Annotated in this window: 24 protein-coding genes and 1 pseudogene; 4 read left to right on the top strand and 21 right to left on the bottom strand. The window is 61.2% G+C overall.

Annotation, left to right across the window (positions count from 1 at the left end; genetic code table 11):
• Position 1 precedes the first annotated feature (1 nt).
• The 5 genes from ccmE to ccmA form a co-directional block, all read right to left on the bottom strand.
• Complete coding sequence (ccmE, locus tag ACZYR5_RS18885) at positions 2-457, bottom strand: cytochrome c maturation protein CcmE (protein WP_027621048.1); 456 nt, start codon at positions 455-457, stop codon at positions 2-4.
• Positions 454-630 (bottom strand): heme exporter protein CcmD, encoded by a 177-nt coding sequence (ccmD, locus tag ACZYR5_RS18880; protein WP_027621047.1) that lies wholly within the window; start codon positions 628-630, stop codon positions 454-456. Before ccmD ends, ccmE begins: the two co-directional genes overlap by 4 nt.
• Complete coding sequence (locus ACZYR5_RS18875) at positions 627-1,382, bottom strand: heme ABC transporter permease (protein WP_489091001.1); 756 nt, start codon at positions 1,380-1,382, stop codon at positions 627-629. Before ACZYR5_RS18875 ends, ccmD begins: the two co-directional genes overlap by 4 nt.
• 92 nt (positions 1,383-1,474) lie before the next feature.
• Positions 1,475-2,143: a heme exporter protein CcmB gene (gene ccmB / locus ACZYR5_RS18870; RefSeq protein ID WP_027621045.1), complete on the bottom strand. Its 669-nt coding sequence runs from the start codon at positions 2,141-2,143 to the stop codon at positions 1,475-1,477.
• Complete coding sequence (ccmA, locus tag ACZYR5_RS18865; RefSeq protein ID WP_489091000.1) at positions 2,140-2,721, bottom strand: cytochrome c biogenesis heme-transporting ATPase CcmA; 582 nt, start codon at positions 2,719-2,721, stop codon at positions 2,140-2,142. Before ccmA ends, ccmB begins: the two co-directional genes overlap by 4 nt.
• A gap of 261 nt (positions 2,722-2,982) precedes the next feature.
• Between ccmA and fliK the strand changes: the two genes are divergently transcribed.
• On the top strand, positions 2,983-4,548 hold the full coding sequence (gene fliK / locus ACZYR5_RS18860; protein ID WP_489090999.1) for a flagellar hook-length control protein FliK: 1,566 nt from the start codon (positions 2,983-2,985) through the stop codon (positions 4,546-4,548).
• A complete protein-coding gene (locus ACZYR5_RS18855) occupies positions 4,545-4,874 on the top strand; it encodes an EscU/YscU/HrcU family type III secretion system export apparatus switch protein (RefSeq protein ID WP_489090998.1) in 330 nt (109 codons plus the stop codon). The genes fliK and ACZYR5_RS18855 overlap by 4 nt, the downstream gene beginning before the upstream one ends.
• A 287-nt stretch (positions 4,875-5,161) precedes the next feature.
• Here ACZYR5_RS18855 and ACZYR5_RS18850 read toward each other — a convergent pair whose 3' ends face one another.
• From ACZYR5_RS18850 to flhA, 14 genes are all read right to left on the bottom strand, one after another.
• Positions 5,162-5,554 (bottom strand): DUF2802 domain-containing protein, encoded by a 393-nt coding sequence (locus ACZYR5_RS18850; RefSeq protein WP_489090997.1) that lies wholly within the window; start codon positions 5,552-5,554, stop codon positions 5,162-5,164.
• Positions 5,555-6,040, bottom strand: a complete 486-nt coding sequence (locus ACZYR5_RS18845; protein ID WP_027621037.1) for a chemotaxis protein CheW — start codon at positions 6,038-6,040, stop codon at positions 5,555-5,557.
• A gap of 77 nt (positions 6,041-6,117) precedes the next feature.
• Positions 6,118-6,945, bottom strand: a complete 828-nt coding sequence (locus ACZYR5_RS18840; protein WP_489090996.1) for a CheW domain-containing protein — start codon at positions 6,943-6,945, stop codon at positions 6,118-6,120.
• A gap of 2 nt (positions 6,946-6,947) precedes the next feature.
• Positions 6,948-7,736, bottom strand: a complete 789-nt coding sequence (locus tag ACZYR5_RS18835; RefSeq protein ID WP_489090995.1) for a ParA family protein — start codon at positions 7,734-7,736, stop codon at positions 6,948-6,950.
• 43 nt (positions 7,737-7,779) lie between these two features.
• The gene (gene motD / locus ACZYR5_RS18830; protein WP_489090994.1) at positions 7,780-8,673 is read right to left on the bottom strand and encodes a flagellar motor protein MotD; all 894 of its coding nucleotides are present in this window, start codon (positions 8,671-8,673) and stop codon (positions 7,780-7,782) included.
• Between the two features lie 15 nt (positions 8,674-8,688).
• Complete coding sequence (locus ACZYR5_RS18825) at positions 8,689-9,429, bottom strand: flagellar motor protein (RefSeq protein WP_489090993.1); 741 nt, start codon at positions 9,427-9,429, stop codon at positions 8,689-8,691.
• A complete protein-coding gene (locus ACZYR5_RS18820; protein ID WP_489090992.1) occupies positions 9,429-10,571 on the bottom strand; it encodes a protein-glutamate methylesterase/protein-glutamine glutaminase in 1,143 nt (380 codons plus the stop codon). The genes ACZYR5_RS18825 and ACZYR5_RS18820 overlap by 1 nt, the downstream gene beginning before the upstream one ends.
• 50 nt (positions 10,572-10,621) lie before the next feature.
• Positions 10,622-12,838, bottom strand: a complete 2,217-nt coding sequence (locus ACZYR5_RS18815) for a chemotaxis protein CheA (protein ID WP_489090991.1) — start codon at positions 12,836-12,838, stop codon at positions 10,622-10,624.
• 29 nt (positions 12,839-12,867) lie between these two features.
• A complete protein-coding gene (locus tag ACZYR5_RS18810; protein WP_489090990.1) occupies positions 12,868-13,656 on the bottom strand; it encodes a protein phosphatase CheZ in 789 nt (262 codons plus the stop codon).
• A 22-nt stretch (positions 13,657-13,678) separates the two neighbouring features.
• Positions 13,679-14,050, bottom strand: coding sequence for a chemotaxis response regulator CheY (locus ACZYR5_RS18805; RefSeq protein ID WP_489090989.1), 372 nt, complete (start codon positions 14,048-14,050; stop codon positions 13,679-13,681).
• A gap of 166 nt (positions 14,051-14,216) precedes the next feature.
• Positions 14,217-14,957, bottom strand: a complete 741-nt coding sequence (gene fliA / locus ACZYR5_RS18800; protein ID WP_027621028.1) for an RNA polymerase sigma factor FliA — start codon at positions 14,955-14,957, stop codon at positions 14,217-14,219.
• Complete coding sequence (fleN, locus tag ACZYR5_RS18795) at positions 14,954-15,784, bottom strand: flagellar synthesis regulator FleN (RefSeq protein ID WP_027621027.1); 831 nt, start codon at positions 15,782-15,784, stop codon at positions 14,954-14,956. Before fleN ends, fliA begins: the two co-directional genes overlap by 4 nt.
• Before the next feature lie 114 nt (positions 15,785-15,898).
• Positions 15,899-17,224: a flagellar biosynthesis GTPase FlhF gene (gene flhF / locus ACZYR5_RS18790; RefSeq protein WP_489090988.1), complete on the bottom strand. Its 1,326-nt coding sequence runs from the start codon at positions 17,222-17,224 to the stop codon at positions 15,899-15,901.
• A gap of 11 nt (positions 17,225-17,235) precedes the next feature.
• Positions 17,236-19,365, bottom strand: a complete 2,130-nt coding sequence (flhA, locus tag ACZYR5_RS18785) for a flagellar biosynthesis protein FlhA (protein WP_489090987.1) — start codon at positions 19,363-19,365, stop codon at positions 17,236-17,238.
• Positions 19,366-19,843: 478 nt separating this feature from the next.
• Here flhA and ACZYR5_RS18780 point away from each other — a divergent pair, with 478 nt between their 5' ends.
• Positions 19,844-20,971, top strand: coding sequence for an RHS repeat-associated core domain-containing protein (locus ACZYR5_RS18780; protein ID WP_489090986.1), 1,128 nt, complete (start codon positions 19,844-19,846; stop codon positions 20,969-20,971).
• A gap of 8 nt (positions 20,972-20,979) precedes the next feature.
• On the opposite strand, the pseudogene ACZYR5_RS18775 reads toward ACZYR5_RS18780, so the two are convergent.
• Positions 20,980-21,269, bottom strand: a pseudogene (locus tag ACZYR5_RS18775) (EscU/YscU/HrcU family type III secretion system export apparatus switch protein); the annotation flags it as partial.
• Between the two features lie 195 nt (positions 21,270-21,464).
• Between ACZYR5_RS18775 and ACZYR5_RS18770 the strand changes: the two are divergent.
• A complete protein-coding gene (locus ACZYR5_RS18770) occupies positions 21,465-22,277 on the top strand; it encodes an RHS repeat-associated core domain-containing protein (protein ID WP_489090985.1) in 813 nt (270 codons plus the stop codon).
• A 297-nt stretch (positions 22,278-22,574) separates the two neighbouring features.
• Here the strand turns inward: ACZYR5_RS18770 and flhB are convergent, their stop codons facing one another.
• Positions 22,575-23,714: a flagellar biosynthesis protein FlhB gene (gene flhB, locus ACZYR5_RS18765; protein ID WP_489090984.1), complete on the bottom strand. Its 1,140-nt coding sequence runs from the start codon at positions 23,712-23,714 to the stop codon at positions 22,575-22,577.

Below are 23,714 nucleotides of genomic sequence, written 5' to 3'. Positions count from 1 at the left end.
ATCAACCCTCCTTCGCGGGTGTGGGAGCGGATTGACCGCTGTCCTTGAGGGCCTTGGTCACTTCCGGCGGCATGTACTTCTCGTCGTGCTTGGCCAGCACTTCGTCAGCCACCACCACGCCATCAGCGTTCAACTTGCCCAGCGCAACGATGCCCTGTCCTTCGCGGAACAGGTCCGGGAGGATGCCGCGATAGGTGATGGTCACCGACTTGTTGAAATCAGTGACCACGAATTTGACGTCCAGCGAGTCTGAGGAACGTTGCAAGGAACCCGCCTCGACCATGCCACCGGCACGAATGCGCGTGTCTTGCGGGGCTTCGCCATTGGCAATCTGGGTCGGTGTGTAGAACAGGTTGATGTTTTGCTGCAGGGCGCTCAAGGCCAGGCCGACGGCAGCGCCGACACCGACCAGGATGGCGAGGATGATGATCAGACGTTTTTTACGCAGCGGATTCACTTGCTGTTCTCCCGGCGCAGACGGCGCGCCTCTTGTTGCAGATAACGCTTGCGGGCCAGGATCGGCATGGCGACGTTAAGAACCAGTACCGCCAGGCAGATGCCATAGGCCGACCAGACATAGAGGCCATGGTGGCCCATGGCGAGGAAATCGCCGAATGAAGCAAAACTCATCGTACGGCCTCCAGGCTGCCTTGCACTTCGGCCTTGACCCAACTGGCCCGGGCTTCGCGCTTGAGCACTTCGAGGCGCATGCGCAGCAACAGCACGGCGCCGAAGAAACAGTAGAAGCCCAGCACCGTCAGCAGCAGCGGCAGCCACATCTCCACCGGCATCGCCGGCTTCTCGGTGAGGGTGAAGGTGGCGCCCTGGTGCAGGGTGTTCCACCACTCCACCGAATACTTGATGATCGGAATGTTGATCACCCCGACAATCGCCAGCACCGCGCAGGCCTTGGCCGCGCTGTCACGATTGCTGATGGCATTGCCCAGCGCAATGAGACCGAAGTACAGGAACAGCAGGATCAGCATCGACGTTAGTCGCGCATCCCAGACCCACCACGAGCCCCAGGTCGGCTTGCCCCAGATGGCGCCGGTAACCAGCGCCACGGCGGTCATCCAGGCACCGATCGGCGCGGCACTCTGCAGGGCGACGTCGGCCAGCTTCATCTTCCACACCAGGCCGACGATGCCGCAGACCGCCAGCATCACGTACACCGACTGCGCGAGCATCGCGGCGGGCACGTGGATGTAGATAATCCGGAAGCTGTTGCCCTGCTGGTAATCCGGCGGCGCGAACGCCAGGCCCCAGACCACGCCAATGCCGATCAGCAGCAGCGCCGCGATACTCAGCCAGGGCAGCATTTTGCCGCTGATGCCGTAGAACCACTTGGGTGAGCCGAGCTTGTGAAACCAGGTCCAGTTCATTGCTGTTTCCATCACGGTTGCTTTTCGTTGTCACGAAAAGTCAGGGTCTGCTTTCTTGGGAAAAGTGGTCAAATTTTGACCAGACCTCATTATTATTCGCCGACGCTGATCTTCAGGCCAGCAGCTATTGCAAAGGGTGTCAGGGTCACGGCCAGGGCCGTCAGGCTACCCAGCCACAACAGGTACCCGGTCGCCGGCATGCCCTGGAGGGCGGCCTGCAAGGCGCCACTGCCGAGGATCAGCACCGGGATATACAGCGGCAGGATCAACAGCGCCAGCAGCAAGCCACCACGCTTCAAACCCACCGTCAACGCCGCGCCGACCGCACCGAGCAAGCTCAGTACCGGTGTACCCAGCAGCAGCGACAAGAGCAAAACCGGCAGACAGGCGGTGGGCAAACCGAGCATCAATGCCAGCAACGGCGCCAGCAATACCAATGCCAGGCCGGAAAACGCCCAGTGTGCCAGTACCTTGGCCAAAACCAGAAGGGCCAGGGGGTGCGACGAAAGGACCCACTGTTCAAGGGATCCGTCCTCGAAATCACTGCGAAAGAGCCCGTCCAGCGAGAGCAAAACCGATAAAAGGGCGGCTACCCAGACCAGGCCCGGAGACAAGGTTTGCAACAATTGAGTCTCAGGTCCCACGGCCAATGGAAACAATGCGACAACAATTGCGAAAAATACCAGGGGGTTGGCCAGCTCGGCCGGTCGCCGACACAGCAAGCGCGCTTCACGGGCCACCAACAACGCAAACACACTCATGCGGCCCACCGTCCAAGATCCAGTTCACGGTATCCGGACGGCATCCGGGTCAGGCTGTGGTGCGTGGTCAGGACCACCATGCCGCCCTGCTCGCAATGATTGGCCAGGTGCGCTTCCAACTGAGCGACGCCTTGCTTGTCCAACGCGGTGAAGGGCTCATCGAGAATCCACAGCGCCGGGCTGTCCAGGTACAGCCGGGCCAACGCCACGCGCCGTTGCTGACCGGCGGACAGGGTGTGGCAGGGCACATCCTCGAAACCACGCAGGCCGACCGCCGCCAGCGCCGCCCAGATCGCGTCGCGGCTGGCCGGCTGGTGCAGGGCGCACAGCCAACTGAGATTTTCTTCCGGGGTGAGCAAGTCCTTGATCCCGGCAGCGTGGCCAATCCACAACAGGTTGTGGGCCAGTTCCGGGCGTTGGCTATTGAGAGGCTGGCCATTGAGCAGCACCTCGCCACTGGTGGGCTGCATCAGGCCGGCCAACAAGCGCAGCAGACTGGTCTTGCCGCTGCCATTGGGACCGCTGATCTGCAGCATGTCACCACGATCCAGGCGCAAAGCGAGGTTTTCGAAGAGCATCCGCCAATCTCGCTCACAGGCGAGCGCAACGGCTTCTAATAGAGGGATGGTCAAGGGATCGCGGGCCTTTACGGTTCAAGTCGGCAGTGGATCGGCCGTTAAAGTGATGCAGCATAGTGGCATTGACGGCCTGTTCCAGAGAGCTGGGTCAAGTTTCAAGCTGATTGTGTTGCGAAGTTTCGCCACGCGTCCTGGAGACGGGCGGCATTATACATGCGATGTCCTACTCTCCAGAGGGCAATTTCGACAGGGTGTGACCTGATGACCGGTGAGATCAACCTTCCCCCCCTGCCCGCTCCGGCCACGGCTTTGCCGCGCCCGCCGGCGGGTGGCGAAGTGCTCAAGCTGCAGACCCCGATCGATGGCCTGATTGCCCCGGGACAAAGCGCCAAGGCTGAAGTGCTGTCGCTGCGCCAGGAACAGCAGGTATTCCAGCTGCTGCTGAAGATAACCCTGGCCGGCGGGCGCCAGACCACGGTGTCCGCCACCAGTAGTCTGCCATTGGCGCTGGGGACCAGCCTGGCCATCACCCAGCCCTCGGCCGGCAACCTGGCAGTCACCCTGCAACAGGCCCTCGCCAGCAACACCGCCGCCCTCACCCGCCTCGACACATCACAACTGCCGGTTGGCACGCTGCTGCAGGGCAAGGTGTTGACCAACCAGGCGCTGCCGCAGGCACCCGGACAACCGCCGGTTTATCGCTCGATGGTCAGCCTGCTGAACACCGTCCTCAGCGGCAGCACCCTGACCCTCGACAGCGCCCAGCCACTGCGCATCGGTACGCTGCTCAGCGCCCTGGTGCAGGACGCGGACACCCTCAGCTTCGTGCCCATGAGCAGTCGTTCGGAACAATTGGCGATTGCCCAGCAGTTGCAGACCCAGCAAAGCCGCCAAGGCTCGCTGGAGGGTTTGCTCAAGACCCTGCAGAACCTTCCCGCCGACAGCCAGACCGCCTCGGTGCGGGCGGCTGTCGAGACCCTGCTCGCCGGCCTGCCCGAGGCGCGCCACCTGAGCAACCCCAAGGTCCTGGCCCTGGCCCTGGCCAACAGCGGCGTATTTCTTGAAAGCAAACTGCTGGCCGGGCTGACCGAGGCGCCGGCAAACGACACCAAAGGCAACCTGCTGCGCCTGATCGCCCAACTGGCCCCCGGCCTGCCGGCCAACACCAGCTTCAATGCCGCCATCGCCGCCAACACCATGGCCCAAGCGCTGCCGAGCTTCGTGCGCAACGCCCTCGGCATGCTCGGCCAGGTCAGCGCCAAACCGACGCCGGGCGGCTTCCCCCTGCCCTCGCGACTGCTGCAGAGCCTGGAGCAGGAAGGCGACCTCGAACACCTGCTGCGCCTCGCTGCCGCAGCGGTCTCGCGCCTGCAAAGCCATCAACTGGCAAGCCTCGAACAAAGCGGGATGACCGAGGACGGCCGCCTGCAAACCACCTGGCAGCTGGAAATCCCCATGCGCCATGCCCACGACATCGTGCCGTTGCAGATCAAGTTGCAGCGTGAGGATCCACCGTCCCGAGAGCAACAGGAGAAACCCGCCGAGCAAGCCGTCAAGCAGTCGCTGTGGCGCCTCGACCTGGCCTTCGATCTCGAGCCGCTGGGCCCGCTGCAAGTGCAGGCGCAACTGCTGCACGGCAGCCTGTCCGGCCAGCTCTGGGCCGAACGCCCGTACACCGCGAACCTGATCGAAAACAACCTCGACAGCCTGCGCGCCCAACTCCACGATTGCGGGCTGAATGTCAGCGGACTGGATTGCCACCTCGGCAAACCACCCCAAGGCCCGCAAACCCGCCTTGAACAACGCTGGGTCGACGACACCGCATGAACGAATCCAATACCCCACGCCAGGCCATCGCCCTCAAATACGACGGCCAACACGCCCCGACCCTCACCGGCAAAGGCGACGCCGAACTGGCCGAAGCCATCCTCAAACTCGCCCGTGAGCACGAGGTGCCGATCTACGAAAACGCCGAGCTTGTACGTTTGTTGGCGCGCATGGAACTGGGCGACAGCATCCCCGAAGAGCTGTATCGGACCATTGCGGAAATCATTGCGTTTGCCTGGAAGCTGAAGGGCAAGTTTCCGGTGGGGTATGAATTGCGGGACGACATTCTGGAGCGGGATGTGACGGGGCGTGGGGAGGATTATTGAGCTGTGGAGGACGCCTTAGCGAGCAGGTTCGGAGTCGTTCACAACTTCCGGCACAGGCCCTGTAGGAGCTGGCTTGCCAGCGAACCAGGCACCACGGTATGCCTGACATAACGCCTTCGCCGGCAAGCCGGCTCCTACAGGGTTCCGGGGTAGCTACAACATCCGGGGGCATCCGCAAATCTGTAGGAGCTGGCTTGCCGGCGAAGGCGGCGGGCCTGACACACCGAGGCGCCTGGTTCGCTGGCAAGCCGGCTCTTACAAGTTTTGCCCCGCCGCCGTCGGAGCAATCAACCTTTATGCATCTTGCTCATCAACTCCGCCTCAGCCTGGGTCAGGCCGCAGCTGTGGGTCAGTTCGTCGACGCTGGCGCCCATGCCCACCAGGCGGGCGGCCTGGGCGAAGGACAGGCTGGTGGGGTCGCGTTGTTCGAGGCGGTTCATCTTTTCCGGCAAGGGTTCGACCAATGCCTGCAACTCGAGCAGTTCTTCGCCCATGCGCACACTGCCGTCCTGGTAGTGGTCGACGCGGCGGGCCAGTTCCTTGATCCGCTGATCACGCAAGGCATCGCCCTGGGCCTGCGCCGCGCCCAGCTCGCGCTGTTTGCGGGTGTAGGCCAGGAACATCGCCAGGGTGCTGATCCAGAGCAGTGCCAGCACAATCACCGCGACTTCGAGGATCAATCAGATACTCTCCAGTTCCGACCATTCTTCTTCGCTCATCATCTTGTCCAGTTCGACAAGGATCAGCAGTTCGTTATTCTTGTTGCACACGCCCTGGATGAACTTGGCCGACTCATCATTACCGACGTTCGGCGCGGTCTCGATTTCCGACTGACGCAGGTAAACCACTTCGGCCACGCTGTCGACCATGATCCCGACCACTTGCTTGTCGGCTTCGATGATCACGATCCGGGTGTTGTCGCTGATCTCGGCGTTCATCAGGCCGAAGCGCTGACGGGTATCGATCACGGTGACCACGTTGCCGCGCAGGTTGATGATGCCCAGTACGTAGCTTGGCGCGCCCGGAACCGGGGCGATCTCGGTGTAGCGCAGGACTTCCTGGACACGCATCACGTTGATGCCGTAGGTCTCATTGTCCAGCTTGAAGGTTACCCATTGCAGGATCGGATCTTCGGAACCCTTTGCAGACGACGCCTTATCATTCATACCCTGATCCCCTCGAAAAAAACCGCCGCTGGCGGTGTGTGTTCTGCCTGGCCACCGCGTGTGCGGCCAGTGCTTTATTAGGTAAGCGAGTGCAGCGATTTGCGCGCACCCAGGTGTTTGGCCCCGCCGCTGGCGATCAACTCGGCCAGTTGCGCGACATCGAGCAAGGCGCACATGTGTTCGATCACCGTGCCGGCCAGCCACGGCCGTTGTCCGCGATGACTGCGCCATTTGATTTCGTTGGGGCACAGGCGCAACGAACGGCTGACCTGATGCACCGCCAGCCCCCATTCGTAGCCCTGGACCGAGATCACGTATTGCAGGCCCTGGCGGAAGTCGTCGCGGTAACGATCGGGCATCACCCAGCGCGCGGTGTCCAGCACCTTGAGGTTGCCGGCCTGGCTCGGCAGGATGCCGAGGAACCACTCGGGCTGGCCGAACAAGGGTGTCAGCTCATGCCCGGCCAGCGGATAGATCGACCCCAGGCACACCAGCGGCACCGCCAGGGTCAGCCCGGCGACATCGAACAGCAGGCATTCGAACGGCTCGGCAGCCCAGCTCGGACGGCCATCGTCGTCCTGCGGCGGTGGCGTGCTGCTCGGCGGGATGTGTACGTCGGCAATCGGCTCGACCAACGCCTGCAACGGTAGCGCCGGAATCGGCACGACCCGTTCTTCAGGCACTTCAACCGGCAGCTCGATCTCGGCAATCACCTCAACCGGTATCTGCGCATCCCGCGCCTGCTCCTCGAGCATCGCCGCCTGGAACTCATCCAGTGCCTCGGGCGCCTCGATGACCTCGACTTCCTCGCTCAACGGCTCTTCAGTCGCGTCCTGCAGCAAGGCATCCAGATAGGATTGCAGCGCCAATTGCGGGCGCGAAGTGGTTTTCAGCGGACGATTCATCTTCAGGCCACCTGCGGCGCAAGTTGCTGGGCCAGCAAATGCTTGAGCAATGAACGGTAGGCCAACACTCCACGACTCTTGCCGTCGAACTGCGAAGGCGTCAGACCGGCCCGGCTGGCATCACGCAGACGGGTATCGACCGGGATGAAGCCCTGCCAGATGTCGTCCGGGTACATGTCGCGCAGCACCCGCAAGGTGCCGATCGAGGCCTGGGTACGACGGTCGAACAAGGTCGGCACGATGCTGAACGGCAATGGCTGCTTGCGCGAGTGGTTGATCATCGCCAGGGTATTGACCATGCGCTCCAGGCCCTTGACCGCCAGGTGCTCGGTCTGCACCGGGATCACCAACTGCTGGCTGGCCGCCAAGGCATTGACCATCAGCACGCCGAGCAGCGGCGGGCTGTCGATCAGCGCGTAATCGAAATCCTGCCACAGTTGCGCCAGGCTCTTGGCGATCACCAGGCCCAGGCCACTCTTGCCCGGCGATTGACGCTCGAGCGTGGCCAGTGCGGTGCTCGACGGCAGCAGGGAAATACGTTCGTCACTGGTCGACAACAGCAACTGCCCCGGCAGGCCCTGGGGCACGTTGCCGCCATGCAGGAACAGGTCGTAGCAACTGTGTTCCAGGCTGTCCGGGTCGTAACCGAAGTAGCTGGTCATCGAGCCGTGGGGGTCGAGATCGACCACCACCACGCGCTTGCCCGCCTCGGCCAGCAAGCCGGCTAAAGCGATGGAGGAAGTGGTTTTACCAACACCACCCTTTTGATTGGCAACAGCCCAGACTCTCATGCGGATCGTTCCTCCCGGTCGTACGGGGCAACCGAGACATAGCTCATCGTGACAAGCCGGGTGACGGGGAATTGACGGCGCTCGCACTTCCCGGCGATTTGACAGGCGCTGGTGCAGTTTGTGTGCCAGCGCGCTTCAACGCCGCGTCCGGTTGTGCATTGGCGGTGCCGGTACCGGTCAGGCTACGGCGTACATCGAGATTGCGCGACACCACCAGCACCACCCGCCGATTGCGCGCGCGCCCTTCGGCCGTGGCGTTATTGGCCACCGGCTGGAACTCGCCATAACCCACCGACGCCAGGCGCTGCGGGTTGACGCCCTGCATCGCGAGCATGCGCACGATGCTCGCCGAACGCGCCGAGGACAGCTCCCAGTTGGTCGGGTACTGCGCGGTGCGGATCGGTTGATCGTCGGTGAAGCCTTCGACATGGATCGGGTTGTCGAAGGGTTTGAGAATCGCCCCGACCTTGTCGATGATGTTGAACGCGATGTCGCTGGGCATGGCGTCGCCGCTGCCAAACAACAGGCTGGAGTTGAGCTCGATCTCGACCCACAGCTCGTTGCCGCGAATGGTCATCTGGTTGGCGCTGATCAGATCGCCAAAGGCGGCGCTGATGTCATCGGCAATGCGCTTGAGCGGGTCATTGGCCGCCTGGGCGATGCCGGCGTCGATCTGCTCGGCATCCTTGACCAGCGGCTTGGCCGGGGTCACGGTCTGCGGCCGTTCGTCGCCGATGGGGATCGGCTTGAGGGCGCGGTCGGAGTCGGTGAACACCCCGATCAACGCTTCGGAAATGACCTTGTACTTGCCTTCGTTGATCGAGGAAATGGAGTACATCACCACGAAAAAAGCGAACAGCAAGGTGATGAAGTCGGCGTAGGACACCAGCCAGCGTTCATGATTGACGTGTTCTTCAACGTGGCGACGACGTGCCATGGTCCATGCTCCCCATCAATCCATGAAGCCCTGGAGCTTCAACTCGATGGACCGCGGGTTTTCCCCTTCGGCAATCGACAGAATCCCCTCGAGCAGCATTTCGCGGTAACGCGACTGGCGCAGGGCGATCGCCTTGAGCTTGCTGGCAATCGGCAGCAGCACCAGGTTGGCGCTGGCCACCCCGTAGATGGTGGCGACGAAGGCCACGGCAATGCCGCTGCCCAGTTGCGTCGGATCGGCCAGGTTGCCCATGACGTGGATCAGGCCCATGACGGCGCCGATGATGCCGATGGTCGGCGCGTAGCCGCCCATGCTTTCAAAGACCTTGGCGGCTTCGATGTCGCGGCTTTCCTGGGTGTAGAAATCCACTTCGAGGATGCTGCGGATGGCTTCCGGCTCGGCGCCGTCGACCAGCAACTGCAAACCCTTGCGCGAGTAGCTGTCGGGCTCGACATCGGCCACGCCTTCGAGCCCCAGCAAGCCTTCCTTGCGCGCCGTGAGGCTCCAGCTGACGACCCGGTCGATGCCGCCAGCCAGGTCGACCCGCGGCGGGAACAGGATCCACGTGAGAATCTGCATCGCTCGTTTGAAGGCGCTCATCGGCGACTGCAACAATGCCGCGCCGATGGTCCCGCCAAGCACGATCAAGGCCGCCGGACCATTGGCCAGGGCGCCAAGATGGCCGCCTTCGAGGTAGTTGCCGCCAATAATCGCGACAAACGCCATGATGATGCCGATCAGGCTGAGCACGTCCATCAGAGGCAGGCCTCGACCAGGTGCTTGCCGATCACGTCGAGGTCATACACCGCGTCCGCCAGGTTGGCTTTGACGATGGCCATCGGCATGCCGTAGATCACGCAGCTCGCTTCATCCTGGGCCCAGATTGCACTGCCGCTCTGCTTGAGCAGGCGCGCGCCTTCACGACCGTCGGCGCCCATGCCGGTGAGGACCACCGCCAGAACTTTGTCGCCGTAGGATTTGGCCGCCGAACCGAAGGTGATATCCACGCACGGCTTGTAGTTCAAACGCTCGTCACCCGGCAGGATTTTCACCGCGCCCCGGCCGTCGATCATCAGTTGCTTGCCACCCGGCGCCAGCAGCGCCAGGCCGGGCCGCAGGATATCGCCGTCCTCGGCTTCCTTGACGCTGATCCGGCACAGCTTGTCCAGACGTTCGGCGAACGCCTTGGTGAAGGCTGCCGGCATGTGCTGGACCAGCACGATCGGCGCCGGAAAGTTGGCTGGCAGTTGGGTCAGCACCCGCTGCAGGGCAACCGGGCCGCCGGTGGAGGTGCCAATGGCCACCAACTTGTAGGCCTTGCGCTTGGGGGCCGGCGACGCCGGGCTCGGCGCGGCTGCACGGCTAGGCACAGGTGCGACAACAGGCGTCGGCGTCGGACGTGGCGCGACCGGGCTGTGGGAAAAGCTGCTTGCGGGAGTCGGAACTGGAGCCGGCGCGGCAACAGGCGCACTCGGTGCCCGATAGGCACTGATCCGACGGTTACTGCGGGAAATGCTGTGGACCTTTTCGCACAGCAGTTGCTTGACCTTCTCCGGGTTGCGCGAGATGTCTTCGAAATTCTTCGGCAGGAAATCCACCGCCCCCGCGTCCAGCGCATCGAGGGTCACCCGCGCGCCTTCATGAGTCAGCGAGGAGAACATCAAGACCGGGGTCGGGCAGCGCTGCATGATGTGCCGCACTGCGGTGATGCCATCCATCATCGGCATCTCGTAGTCCATGGTGATCACGTCGGGCTTGAGGGCCAGCGCCTGATCGATCGCCTCTTTACCATTGGTCGCGGTACCGACCACCTGGATATTCGGGTCTGCCGAAAGGATTTCCGAGACGCGGCGGCGGAAAAAACCGGAATCATCCACCACCAGGACTTTGACTGCCATAAACACTCCATTAGACGCCGCGGGGCATGGGCTGCCCCGCGATGCCAGAATCAAATCCGCCGTGCGGCGTAACGCTTGAGCATGCTCGGAACATCGAGAATCAACGCGATGCGACCGTCACCGGTAATGGTGGCGCCCGACATGCCCGGCGTTCCCTGGAGCATTTTGCCCAACGGCTTGATGACCACTTCTTCCTGGCCCACCAACTGATCGACGACAAAGCCGATCCGCTGCGTGCCCACCGAAAGGATCACAACATGGCCTTCGCGCTGCTCTTCATGAGCGGCGGAGCTGACCAGCCAGCGCTTGAGGTAAAACAGCGGCAACGCCTTGTCGCGCACGATCACCACTTCCTGGCCGTCGACCACGTTGGTGCGCGACAGGTCGAGGTGGAAGATTTCGTTGACGTTGACCAGCGGGAAGGCGAACGCCTGGTTGCCGAGCATGACCATCAGGGTCGGCATGATCGCCAGGGTCAACGGCACCTTGATGACGATCTTCGAACCCTGGCCCTTGGCCGAGTAGATGTTGATCGAGCCGTTGAGCTGGGAGATCTTGGTCTTCACCACGTCCATGCCGACGCCTCGGCCGGAGACGTCGGAAATCTCGGTCTTGGTCGAGAACCCCGGGGCGAAAATCAGGTTGTAGCACTCGGTGTCGCTGAGGCGATCAGCCGCATCCTTGTCCATCACCCCGCGTTTCACCGCGATGGCGCGCAGGACGTTGGGGTCCATGCCTTTGCCGTCGTCGGAAATCGACAGCAGGATATGGTCGCCTTCCTGCTCGGCCGCCAGCACCACCTTGCCGCCCCGGGACTTGCCCGAAGCTTCACGTTCTTCCGGCGACTCGATGCCGTGGTCGACCGCGTTGCGCACCAAGTGCACCAGCGGGTCGGCCAGGGCTTCGACCAGGTTCTTGTCGAGGTCGGTGTCTTCGCCGACCAACTCCAGGTTGATCTCTTTCTTGAGCTGACGCGCGAGGTCGCGAACCAGTCGAGGGAAACGCCCGAAGACCTTCTTGATCGGCTGCATCCGGGTTTTCATCACCGCGGTCTGCAGGTCGGCGGTAACCACGTCGAGGTTCGACACCGCCTTGGACATGGCCTCGTCGCCGCTGTTGAGCCCCAGGCGCACCAGGCGGTTACGTACCAGCACCAGCTCGCCGACCATGTTCATGATTTCGTCGAGGCGCGCGGTGTCGACCCGCACGGTGGTCTCGGCCTCGCTCGCCGGTTTTTCCGCTGGCGCCGGCGCCGCAGCCCGGGCCGGTGCCGGCTTCGGCGCCGGCGCCTTGGCTTCGCTGACGGCCGCGACCGGCTTGGCCACAGGTGCCGCCACCGGAGCGCTGGCCACCGAGGACTCGGCAGTGCCGACCTCGGGCGAGAACTTGCCCTTGCCGTGCAATTCGTCGAGCAGGGATTCGAACTCGTGATCGGAAATCAGATCGCTACCGACGGCCGACGCTTGCGCTTGCACTGGCGCCGGCACCGAAGCAATCGCCGACTCCAGCGCGTCAACTGCAAACTGGCCCTTGCCGTGCAACTGGTCGAGCAGGGCTTCAAATTCGTCGTCGGTAATTTCGTTGCTTTCAACCGCCGCAGCCGCGGGTGCCGGTTCTGCAGGCTGCGCCGCCGAGACCAGGGAATCGACGGCGAACTGACCCTTGCCGTGCAGTTGATCGAGCAGCGACTCGAACTCGGCGTCGGTGATTTCATCGCTGCCGCTGGCCGCTTCCACGACCGGCGCAGGGGCTGCTTCGGCCTGCTCCTTGACCGCGTTCAGCGAGTCGAGCAGCAGTTCGAATTCATTGTCGGTGATGTCACCCGAATCGCTGGCCGGCACCGGCTCAGCCGCGACCGGCGCCACTTGATCCGCCGACTGCGGTTCCGCCAGGCGCGCCAGGGCGGCCAGCAGCTCAGGGGTGGCAGCGGTGATCGGCGCGCGCTCACGCACTTCGCCGAACATGCCGTTGACCGCATCCAGTGCTTCCAGGACCACGTCCATCAGCTCCGAGTCGACGCGTCGCTCACCCTTGCGCAGGATGTCGAACACGTTCTCGGCGATGTGGCAGCACTCCACCAGTTCGTTGAGCTGGAGGAAGCCGGCGCCTCCTTTTACAGTGTGGAAACCGCGAAAAATGGCATTGAGCAAATCCGCGTCATCCGGTCGGCTTTCCAGCTCGACCAGTTGCTCGGACAGTTGCTCGAGAATTTCGCCGGCCTCAACCAGAAAATCCTGAAGGATTTCTTCATCGGCGCCGAAGCTCATGAATGGGTGCTCCTAAAAAAGGTCTGAACCTAGAAACCCAGGCTCGAAAGCAAATCGTCGACATCGTCCTGACCGGACATCACGTCTTCACGTTTATCGGCATGAATCTGCGGACCTTCACCCTGCGCCGTATGTTTTTGCGGATTTTTTTCGGCAAGGATCGCTGCGCGGTCATGTTCGATGCCGGCGAAGCGGTCGACCTGGCTGGCCATCAGCACCAACTTGAGCAGATTGCTCTCCACTTCGGTGACCAGTTGGGTCACGCGCTTTATCACCTGACCGGTCAGGTCCTGGTAATCCTGGGCCAGCAGAATGTCGTTGAGGTTGCTTGAAACCATCTGGGTCTCGGTCGCGCTGCGGGTCAGGAAACCGTCGACCCGGCGAGCCAGCTCGCGGAACTCTTCGGCGCCGATTTCCCGGCGCATGAAACGTCCCCAGTCGGCGCTCAGGGCCTGGGCGTCGGTGCTCAGGCCATTGACCAGCGGCGTGGCGTTTTCCACCAGGTCCATGGTGCGGTTCGCTGCGGCTTCGGTCAGCTTGACCACATAGCCCAGGCGCTCGGTGGCGTCGGTGATCTGCGAGACCTCCTCGGCTTGCGGCATGTGCGGATCGATCTGGAAATTGACGATCGCGCTGTGCAGCTCACGGGTGAGCTTGCCGACTTCCTGGTACAGGCCGCGGTCACGGGTCTGGTTGAGCTCATGGATCAATTGCACCGCGTCGCCGAACTTGCCTTTCTCAAGGCTTTCGACCAGTTCGACCGCGTGTTTTTTCAGGGTCGACTCGAAATCGCCCTGTGATGTTTCCTGTAGTTCCATAGCTCCCCCGTGGCGCCAATCATCAACCGATGCGTTCGAAGATTTTCTCGATCTTCTCTTTCAACGCCTGCGCCGTGAACGGCTTGACCACATAGCCGTTTACCCCGGCCTGGGCGGCTTCGATGATCTGCTCGCGCTTGGCTTCGGCAGTCACCATCAGCACCGGCAAGTGCTTGAGTTTTTCGTCGGCGCGCACGTGGCGCAGCAGGTCGATGCCGGTCATGCCAGGCATGTTCCAGTCCGTGACCAGAAAGTCGATGCTGCCGCTGTTGAGCAGAGGAATGGCGGTATTGCCGTCGTCTGCCTCGACCGTGTTGGTGAAACCGAGGTCACGCAACAGGTTCTTGATGATCCGCCGCATCGTTGAGAAGTCATCAACGATGAGGATTTTCATGTTCTTGTCCAATTCGACCTCCAAGCAGTCTTAAACGCGCCCAGCACCTGGGCACGCCATTCAATCAATCAGGCAGAGCACTCGACCACGGTATGGAGCACAACGGATGAGCAGCGGACCGGCTTGTCGCCGCCCCACTGTCGTACGCAGTGTCCCCACACTGCTGTCAGCGCGCTCGCCACTCTCCCAAACGCCCCCGCAAACGGGCCGCGCACTGGCTGTGTAACTGGCTGACCCGCGACTCGCTGACCCCCAGTACCTCGCCGATTTCCTTGAGGTTCAGCTCTTCGTCGTAGTACAGCGCCAACACCAGTCGCTCACGCTCCGGCAAATTGGCAATCGCGTCCGCCAACGCTGCCTGGAAGCGCTCGTCTTCCAGGTCGCGCGACGGCTCTTGATGAGCACTCGCGCCATCCTCATGCAGCCCTTCATGCTCGCCGTCCTGCAACAGGTCGTCGAAGCTGAACAGGCGACTGCCCAAGGTGTCATTCAAAATCCCGTAGTAATCATCGAGACTCAATTGGAGTTCGGCCGCAACCTCGTGATCTTTAGCGTCACGTCCGGTTTTAGCTTCAATTGTGCGAATCGCATCACTGACCATACGGGTATTGCGGTGGACCGAGCGTGGCGCCCAGTCCCCTTTGCGGACTTCGTCGAGCATCGCGCCCCGAATACGAATCCCGGCATAGGTCTCGAAACTGGCGCCCTTGCTGGCGTCGTACTTGGTCGACACTTCCAGCAGGCCAATCATCCCCGCCTGGATCAGGTCCTCGACCTGAACGCTGGCCGGCAAACGCGCCAGCAGGTGGTAGGCAATACGTTTTACCAGTGGCGCGTAACGCTCGATCAGCTCGTACTGCGCGTCACGCGCCGACTGCTTGTACAGGTTGTAACCGCTCGCGGTCATAGCACCGGACCCGCGGTTTGTTGCACCAGACGCTCGACAAAAAACTCCAGATGCCCGCGCGGATTGGCAGGCAATGGCCAGGTATCGACTTTCTGCGCGATGGCCCGGAAAGCCAGGGCGCACTTGGAACGCGGGAACGCTTCGTACACCGCGCGCTGCTTCTGTACGGCCTTGCGCACGCTTTCGTCGTACGGCACCGCACCGACGTATTGTAGGGCGACATCCAGGAAGCGATCCGTGACCTTGGTCAACTTGGCGAACAGGTTGCGTCCCTCCTGCGGGCTCTGCGCCATGTTGGCCAGCACGCGGAAACGATTCATCCCGTAGTCACGGTTGAGCAGCTTGATCAGGGCGTAGGCATCGGTGATCGAGGTCGGTTCGTCGCAGACCACCAGCAGCACTTCCTGAGCCGCGCGGACGAAGCTGACCACCGATTCGCCGATGCCAGCAGCGGTGTCGATCACCAGCACGTCGAGGTTGTCACCGATGTCGCTGAAGGCCTGGATCAGGCCCGCGTGCTGCGCCGGGCTCAGGTGCACCATGCTCTGGGTGCCGGAAGCGGCCGGCACGATGCGAATCCCGCCAGGCCCCTGCAGCAACACGTCGCGCAGTTCGCAGCGGCCCTCGATCACGTCGGCCAGGGTGCGCTTGGGCGTCAGCCCCAGCAGGACGTCGACGTTCGCCAGACCCAGGTCGGCGTCCAGCAGCATGACGCGCCGCCCGAGCTCTGCCAGAGCCAGGGACAAGTTCACTGAAACGTTAGTCTTACCGACGCCACCCTTGCCGCCGGTCACCGCGATCACCTGTACGGGATGCATGCTGCCCATGTGCTTTCTATACCTTGTCTTGCTTAGACGCGGGCTACATGACTGGCTGCGCGTTCGCGGGCGAACAATGCATGGCAGGCCATCGATGTAGATACAAATCTAGTCATTAATACCTCAGCCAACCCGTTGGGCAGGACTGTGGTAGAGGTCAGCGAACATATCAGCCATGGCTTCTTCGCTGGGTTCTTCCTGCATTTGTACACTGACCGCACGGCTCACCAATTGGTGCCGGCGCGGCAAGTGCAGATCGTCCGGGATCCGCGGTCCATCGGTCAGATAGGCGACCGGCAATTCATGACTGATTGCCAGGCTCAACACTTCGCCCAGGTTGGCCGTCTCGTCCAGTTTAGTCAGGATGCAGCCAGCCAGCCCGCAGCGCTTGTAACTGTGATAGGCGGCGGTCAACACCTGCTTCTGGCTCGTGGTGGCCAGGACCAGATAATTCTTCGATTTGATCCCGCGCCCGGCAAGGCTTTCCAGCTGCATGCGCAGCGCCGGGTCGCTGGCCTGCAGGCCGGCGGTGTCGATCAGCACCACGCGCTTGCGCAGCACCGGCTCTAGGGCCTGGGCCAGCGATTGACCGGGATCCAGGTGGGTCACCGAGACGTTGAGAATCCGTCCCAGGGTCTTGAGTTGTTCCTGGGCGCCGATGCGGTAGCTGTCCATGCTCACCAGGGCAATGTTCTGCGAGCCGTACTTGAGCACGTAGCGCGCCGCCAGCTTGGCCAGGGTGGTGGTCTTGCCCATGCCGGCCGGGCCGACCATGGCAATCACCCCGCCCTCTTCCAGCGGCTCGACCTCAGGGGTCTGGATCATCCGCGCCAGGTGCGCCAGCAGCATGCGCCAGGCCTGGCGGGGGTCTTCAATACTGGTCGTCAGCTCCAGCAGGTCGCGCGACAGCGGGCCGGACAAGCCTATGCGCTGCAGGCGACGCCAGAGGTTGGCCTGCTGCGGATGGCGGCCTTGCAGCTGGTTCCAGGCCAGCGAACCGAGTTGCACTTCCAGCAGTTCGCGCAAGCCATTGAGCTCCGAGCGCATGGCGTCGTAGGCCCGTGGATCGATGCTCGCCGCCGGGGCGGGGGCTGGTGCCGGGCGTGGTGGCTCGGACAGCGTCGGCTCGATCAGCGGCTCGGCAGCAGTCAGCGGCAAGCCGGCGAACAGTTGGCGACTGGCATGCGGGCCGGCTTCGCCTTCGCCACGCAGGCTCAGTTCGGCCTGGGCGGTGACGATCCGCGACTGGGTCTTGCGCAGCTCATCTTCGAGCTCGACGTTCGGCACCCGCGGCGCCAGCGCCGAGAGTTTGTAATCGAGGGCAGCCATCAGCTCGACACCGCCGGCGATCCGGCGGTTACCGATGATCGCGGCATCGGCGCCCAGCTCATCACGAACCAGTTTCATGGCCTGACGCATATCGGCGGCGAAAAAACGCTTAACTTGCATAAACCACTACCTCAGCCGTTGGGCCCTACTGTCGCAACGATGGTCACCTGCTTGTTGTCGGGTATCTCCTGATACGCCAACACGTGCAACCCCGGGACTGCGAGACGCCCGAAGCGCGAGAGCATCGCGCGTACGGGACTGGCTACCAACAGAATCACCGGGTGACCTTGCATTTCCTGACGCTGCGCGGCGTCGATCAACGAACGCTGCAGCTTCTCGGCCATGCTCGGCTCCAGCAAGACGCTCTCATCGGCGCCTTGCCCTGCCTTCTGAATACTGTTGAGCAATATTTGTTCCAACCTTGGCTCCAAGGTGATCACAGGCAGCTCGGACTCAGTGCCTACAATGCTTTGCACGATAGCGCGAGACAGGCCAACGCGCACGGCGGCGACCAAAGCGGCGGTATCTTGACTCTTGGCGGCATTGTTCGCGATGGCCTCGGCAATGCTGCGGATGTCGCGCACCGGCACCTGCTCCGCCAGCAACGCCTGCAACACCTTGAGCAGTTGCGACAGCGAGAGCACACCCGGCACCAGCTCTTCCGCCAGCTTCGGCGAGCTTTTCGCCAGCAATTGCATGAGTTGCTGGACTTCTTCGTGGCCGATCAGTTCGCTGGAGTGCTTGTACAGAATCTGGTTCAAGTGCGTCGCTACCACGGTACTGGCATCGACCACGGTGTAGCCCAGCGACTGCGCCTGGGAACGCTGGCTGACCTCGATCCACACCGCCTCCAGGCCAAAGGCCGGATCCTTGGCGGTAATGCCATTGAGGGTACCGAACACCTGCCCGGGGTTGATCGCCAGCTCGCGGTCCGGGTAGATCTCCGCTTCGGCGAGGATCACCCCCATCAGGGTCAGGCGATAGGCACTGGGCGCCAGGTCGAGGTTGTCGCGGATGTGCACGGTGGGCATCAGGAAACCCAGATCCTGGGAGAGCTTCTTGCGCACCCCCTTGATCCGCGCCAGCAATTGCCCACCCTGGTTGCGATCCACCAGCGGGATCAGGCGGTAGCCGACTTCCAGGCCGATCATGTCGATCGGCGTGACGTCGTCCCAGCCCAGCTCCTTGGTCTCCATGGCCCGCGCCGGCGATGGCAGCAGCTCCTGCTGACGCTTGGCCTCTTCCAGGGCCTGGACCTTGACGCCGTTCTGCTTCTTCCAGAACAGGTAGGCACCGCCGGCAGCAATGGCGGCCATGCTGAGGAACGCAAAATGCGGCATGCCCGGGACGATACCCATGATCGCCATCAACGCCGCCGACACCGCCAGCGCCTTGGGCGAGGCAAACATCTGCCGGTTGATCTGCTTGCCCATGTCCTCGGAGCCCGAAGCACGGGTCACCATGATCGCCGCAGCAGTGGACAACAGCAGTGATGGCAATTGCGCCACCAAACCGTCACCGATGGTCAGCAGCGCATAGACCTTGCCGGCGTCGCCGAAGGTCATGCCGTGCTGGAAGATCCCCACCGCCATGCCGCCGATCAGGTTGATGAACAGAATCAGCAGGCCGGCGATGGCGTCACCGCGCACGAACTTGCTGGCACCGTCCATCGAACCGTAGAACTCGGCTTCCTGGGCGACTTCCGAACGCCGGGCCTTGGCCTGGTTCTGGTCGATCAGGCCGGCGTTGAGGTCGGCGTCGATCGCCATCTGTTTGCCGGGCATCGCATCGAGGGTGAACCGCGCGCTGACCTCGGAAATCCGCCCGGCGCCTTTGGTCACCACCACGAAGTTGATGATCATCAGGATCGCAAAGACCACGATACCGACCACGTAGTTACCGCCGATCACCACCTCACCGAAGGCCTGGATCACCTTGCCCGCCGCGGCATGACCGTCCTGACCGTGGAGCATCACCACTCGCGTTGACGCCACGTTCAGCGCCAGGCGCAGCAAGGTGGCCACCAGCAGAATCGTCGGGAACACCGCGAAATCCAGCGGCCGCAAGGCGTACACGCAGACCAGCAGCACGACGATCGACAGGGCGATGTTGAAGGTGAAAAACACGTCGAGCAGGAACGGCGGGATCGGCAACATCATCATTGCCAGCATGATCAACAGCAGCAACGGCACACCCAGATTGCCCCGGCTGAGGTCCGCCACGTTGCTGCGCGCGCTGTTGATGAGTTGAGAGCGATCCACCGGTATTCCCCGTTCCTTTGAAGCAAACTTTTGACGCCAGAAGCCGGCGCAGAGCGGCTACTGCAAAAAGCTGTCCAACTTTTGCCTAGTGGGAAATTCAGCCCCTGCAACAGACACCGCGAGCGCGCTGAATTGTGGGAGCGAGCCTGCTCGCGAAAGCGCCAGCACAGCCACCCCCCCCTGCCAACTGCTCCACCGCCATCGTCGGAACGCTGCCCGGAGCAGGCTCACGCCTACATGGTAAGAACAGAACACCGCCGAACCTGTAGGAGCGAGCCTGCTCGCGAAAGCGTCAGCACAGCCAAAATCCCCACCAACTGCCCCACCACCATCGTCGGAACGCCGGCCGGAGCAGGCTCGCTCCTACAACGTGGATTCTGTGCCACAGAGACCGGCGAAACTATCAGTTCTGCTAGTTCCCATCAGCGATCACCCGACCGATACTCAAGCATCCCCACAAGACTGCGGAGCAATCGCGATGCGATCCACCCGTACCCCGTTATGCAAGTACAACTACGACGCCCTGGATCGCCTGATTTACCAACATCAGCCGAACGCCGCCACTCACCAACGCTTCTACTGCAAAAGCCGCCTGGCGACCGAAATTCACGGCACGCTAGGGCATTCGATCATCCAGCATGACGACCTACTTCTGGCCGAGCAAAGACGTGAGGGGAGCTCCATCGACACCACTCTGCTGGCCACCGATCTACAGCGCTCGGTGCTGCATACCCTGAAGCAAGGTGCTGCGCCACACCCCATCGCCTATTCGCCCTACGGTCATCGCCCGGCGCTGGGTGGATTGCTAAGCCTGCTGGGATTCAATGGCGAACGACCGGATCCGCTGACCGGGCATTATTTGTTGGGGAATGGGTATCGGGCGTTTAATCCGGTGTTGATGAGATTCCACTGCCCAGACATTTTGAGTCCGTTTGGCGGTGGCGGATTGAATCCTTATTCATACTGCTTAGGAGATCCAATAGGCAAAACTGACCCTACCGGCCATATCCCACGATGGATCGCTCGAATCATAGGCCCAAGATCCAGAACTATTGGCCCCATCAAATATTTTGACCCTCCTTTGAAAACAAAGAGAGGATATACCAGCAAAGAAGGATCCGACGCACTCCGCAAGATCATCGAACTCAAAGACAGTGCACGCAAGCTGAATAATAACGCGCGCCTGAAGGTTCTGAGCGAAGATTCCAGGCTTGCATTTTCATTCGACGAACCCTACAAACCAAAAGAAACCCTACTACATTCGACATACAAAACGTTTCGAGAGACCGACACCAGAAGCCATACTGTATTTGATTTTTTAGATCGCACACAAGCACATAACGGCGGTTCAAATTTTCAAACCACTCGACTTCTAGCACAAGATGAAATAGCATCATTCCGACCATTATTTGAAGAAGTAAACTCTTTCTACCACACAGGCAATAATGTCTTAGGTCGCCTCTCTTTTATATATGGACATAATGAACAGCTATCGATCCCATACTCCAGAAGAATGAAATCAATTACCGACCCAACTGCACAAGCCCTCAAGAATGAAGCGCTTGGGATCCGAAAAGAGGTATTCAAACCGCCCAAGAACCGTTGATACCTCCATTACAACAAATCCCGCCGCAACTCCGGCGGAATCGGCACATCATCCTTGAACGGCTCCGGCCGCTTGCCCTTACCCGCCCGGAACTGACGGATCTGATAGACATACGCCAGCACCTGCGCCACCGCCAGATACAATCCACCCGGAATCTCCTGATCCAACTCGGTGGAATAGTAGATCGACGCGCCAGGGCCGGTGACTCAAGCAACAGCACATTGTTGCTGACCGCGATTTCGCGGATTTTCAGGGCGACGAAGTCGCTGCCCTTGGCGATCAGCATCGGCGCGTCGCCACATCCGTCGCATACCAGACGCTTGCGCGACAAACATCCACGCTACCTGCCGCGCCAACATCGTCGGAACGCCGCCCGGAGCAGGCTCCTACAAGGTGGATTCTGTACCTGGCCAAACTATCAGTTCTGCTAGTACCCTACAGCGATCACCCGACCGATACTCAAGCATCCTCAAAAGACTGCGGAGCGATCGCGATGCAACCCACCCACGCCACGCTATGCCGCTACAACTACGACGCCCTCGATCGCCTGATCAACCAGCATCAGCCGAACGCCCCTACCCACCAACGGTTCTACTGCAAAAGCCGTCTGGCGACCGAAATCCACGGCACGCTAGGGCACTCCATCATTCAGCACGACGATTTGCTTCTGGCCGAACAAAAACGTGACGGCAACTCGACCGACACCCTGCTGCTGGCAACTGATCTACAGCGCTCGGTGTTGAACACCATGAAGCAAGGTGTTGCGCCACAACCCATTGCCTATTCGCCTTACGGTCATCGCCCGACGCTGGGTGGATTGCTGAGCCTGCTGGGATTCAATGGCGAACGACCGGATCCGCTGACCGGACATTATTTGTTGGGGTATGGGTATCGGGCGTTTAATCCGGTTTTGATGAGATTCAACAGTCCGGACAGCTGGAGTCCTTTTGGAAAGGGTGGGATTAATTCATATATATATTGCTTGGGGGATCCAATAAACAGCTCAGACCAAAGTGGACGAGCTCCAATATCCATAATACGTCCAATAGCAAAGCTTAAAATATTAGGCAGACGAGTCGTAAAGAACACCACAAGAAAAACCGGCTTAGCTTACGGCTTGGGACAGCACCCGTTCGAAGACACACGCGAGGCATACAAAATAAAGCCTGGCGTAACCATCAATGAGGCATATGCCGCCATTGACAAGTTACAGTCACTTACCAAGCGCGCCGAAGTAAATATAGTTAATAAACTATACAACTCTCATCATAAAAACCGGGACTTCAAATTCATTACCGACGGGTAAAGTTCGGAGCCCGACGCAGCGTTTACGGCAGCTTACTCACAACGCTTCAAGGCCATGTTAAATCACATAGAAGATCTAAATACAAGCACACCAGACAACTTTAAAATCAACTGGAAACGCCTTGATTACACTGCCGCCGGATCAAATTTGCCAAACATCAATCGAATAGAAAAAATACACATGAAATGGATGGCGAGCCAATACCGGGACAAACTCCTGAGCGCTGAGCGCTCACACATGGATAAAATTCGCGAGATAGGAATAAAAATCAGAAAAGATCACTTCGAAAATTAACGTTCAATCATCCCGCCGCAACTCCGGCGGAATCGGCACATCATCATTAAACGGCTCCGGCCGCTTGCCCTTACCCGCCCGGAACTGACGGATCTGGTAGACATACGCCAGCACCTGCGCCACCGCCAGATACAACCCACCGGGAATCTCCTGATCCAACTCGGTGGAGTAGTAGATCGACCGCGCCAGCGCCGGTGACTCCAGCAACAGCACATTGTTGCTGACCGCAATCTCACGGATTTTCAGGGCGAGGAAGTCGCTGCCCTTGGCGATCAGCATCGGTGCGCCGCCTTTGTCCGGGTCGTACTTGAGGGCCACGGCGTAGTGAGTCGGGTTGGTGATGACCACGTCGGCGTCGGGGATGGCCGCCATCATCCGACGCTGGGACATCTCGCGCTGCAGCTGGCGGATACGCTGCTTGACCTCCGGACGCCCCTCCTGGTCCTTGTGCTCGTCGCGGATTTCCTGCTTGGTCATCATCAGCTTTTTGTGGCTCTGGTACAGCTGCACCGGCACGTCCACCGCCGCAATCAGGATCAACCCGCAGGCCATCCACAGGGTGCTCCAGCCCACCAGCTGGACGCTGTGGATAATCGCCTGTTCCAGCGGTTCATGGGCGATGCGCAGCAGGTCGTCGATGTCCGACTTGAGCACCGTCAGTGCGACGAACAGGATCAACAGGAACTTGGCCAACGCCTTGAGCAGCTCAATCACCGCGGTCGAGGAGAACATCCGCTTGATGCCGTTTGCCGGGTTCATCCGGCTGAATTTGGGCGCCAGGCTGCTGCCGGCGAACAGCCAGCCGCCGAGGGAAATCGGGCCGATCAGCGCCGCCAGCAGCAAGGTGATCAGCACCGGCTGCACGGCGATGATCGCGATCTTGCCGGAATGCAGCAGGTACTGGCCCATGGCGCCGGGGCTGAGTAGTACTTCGCGGGGCAGGGAAAAATTCAGGCGCATGACTTCGAGTAAATCCTGCGCCAGACCACCGCCATAGATCAGCAAGCCCCCTGCTCCAGCGAGCATCACCGCCAGGGTGTTGAGCTCCTTGGAGCGGGCAATCTCGCCCTTCTCGCGAGCGTCCTTTTTCTTTTTCTCGGTGGGTTCTTCGGTCTTGTCCTGACCGCTCTCGCTCTCGGCCAT

This window comes from Pseudomonas sp. F007 (genome assembly GCF_057814275.1).
The sequence above is the reverse complement of the archived record's forward strand: the minus strand, read 5'-3'. Positions and strand labels throughout refer to the sequence as shown.

Bases quoted from the DNA above. Each gene is read 5' to 3' on its own strand.
- ccmD (WP_027621047.1), bottom strand. From the start codon at position 630: ATGAGTTTTGCTTCATTCGGCGATTTCCTCGCCATGGGCCACCATGGC.
- ACZYR5_RS18845 (WP_027621037.1), bottom strand. From the start codon at position 6,040: ATGAATGATAAGGCGTCGTCTGCAAAGGGTTCCGAAGATCCGATCCTG.
- ACZYR5_RS18820 (WP_489090992.1), bottom strand. From the start codon at position 10,571: ATGGCAGTCAAAGTCCTGGTGGTGGATGATTCCGGTTTTTTCCGCCGC.
- ACZYR5_RS18805 (WP_489090989.1), bottom strand. From the start codon at position 14,050: ATGAAAATCCTCATCGTTGATGACTTCTCAACGATGCGGCGGATCATC.
- ACZYR5_RS18825 (WP_489090993.1), bottom strand. From the start codon at position 9,429: ATGGACGTGCTCAGCCTGATCGGCATCATCATGGCGTTTGTCGCGATT.
- ccmA (WP_489091000.1), bottom strand. From the start codon at position 2,721: ATGCTCTTCGAAAACCTCGCTTTGCGCCTGGATCGTGGTGACATGCTG.
- ACZYR5_RS18780 (WP_489090986.1), top strand. From the start codon at position 19,844: ATGCGATCCACCCGTACCCCGTTATGCAAGTACAACTACGACGCCCTG.
- flhB (WP_489090984.1), bottom strand. From the start codon at position 23,714: ATGGCCGAGAGCGAGAGCGGTCAGGACAAGACCGAAGAACCCACCGAG.
- fliK (WP_489090999.1), top strand. From the start codon at position 2,983: ATGACCGGTGAGATCAACCTTCCCCCCCTGCCCGCTCCGGCCACGGCT.
- ACZYR5_RS18810 (WP_489090990.1), bottom strand. From the start codon at position 13,656: ATGGAACTACAGGAAACATCACAGGGCGATTTCGAGTCGACCCTGAAA.
- motD (WP_489090994.1), bottom strand. From the start codon at position 8,673: ATGGCACGTCGTCGCCACGTTGAAGAACACGTCAATCATGAACGCTGG.
- fliA (WP_027621028.1), bottom strand. From the start codon at position 14,957: ATGACCGCGAGCGGTTACAACCTGTACAAGCAGTCGGCGCGTGACGCG.
- flhF (WP_489090988.1), bottom strand. From the start codon at position 17,224: ATGCAAGTTAAGCGTTTTTTCGCCGCCGATATGCGTCAGGCCATGAAA.
- fleN (WP_027621027.1), bottom strand. From the start codon at position 15,784: ATGGGCAGCATGCATCCCGTACAGGTGATCGCGGTGACCGGCGGCAAG.
- ACZYR5_RS18815 (WP_489090991.1), bottom strand. From the start codon at position 12,838: ATGAGCTTCGGCGCCGATGAAGAAATCCTTCAGGATTTTCTGGTTGAG.
- ACZYR5_RS18840 (WP_489090996.1), bottom strand. From the start codon at position 6,945: ATGAATCGTCCGCTGAAAACCACTTCGCGCCCGCAATTGGCGCTGCAA.
- ACZYR5_RS18875 (WP_489091001.1), bottom strand. From the start codon at position 1,382: ATGAACTGGACCTGGTTTCACAAGCTCGGCTCACCCAAGTGGTTCTAC.
- ACZYR5_RS18835 (WP_489090995.1), bottom strand. From the start codon at position 7,736: ATGAGAGTCTGGGCTGTTGCCAATCAAAAGGGTGGTGTTGGTAAAACC.
- ACZYR5_RS18855 (WP_489090998.1), top strand. From the start codon at position 4,545: ATGAACGAATCCAATACCCCACGCCAGGCCATCGCCCTCAAATACGAC.
- ACZYR5_RS18770 (WP_489090985.1), top strand. From the start codon at position 21,465: ATGCAACCCACCCACGCCACGCTATGCCGCTACAACTACGACGCCCTC.
- ccmB (WP_027621045.1), bottom strand. From the start codon at position 2,143: ATGAGTGTGTTTGCGTTGTTGGTGGCCCGTGAAGCGCGCTTGCTGTGT.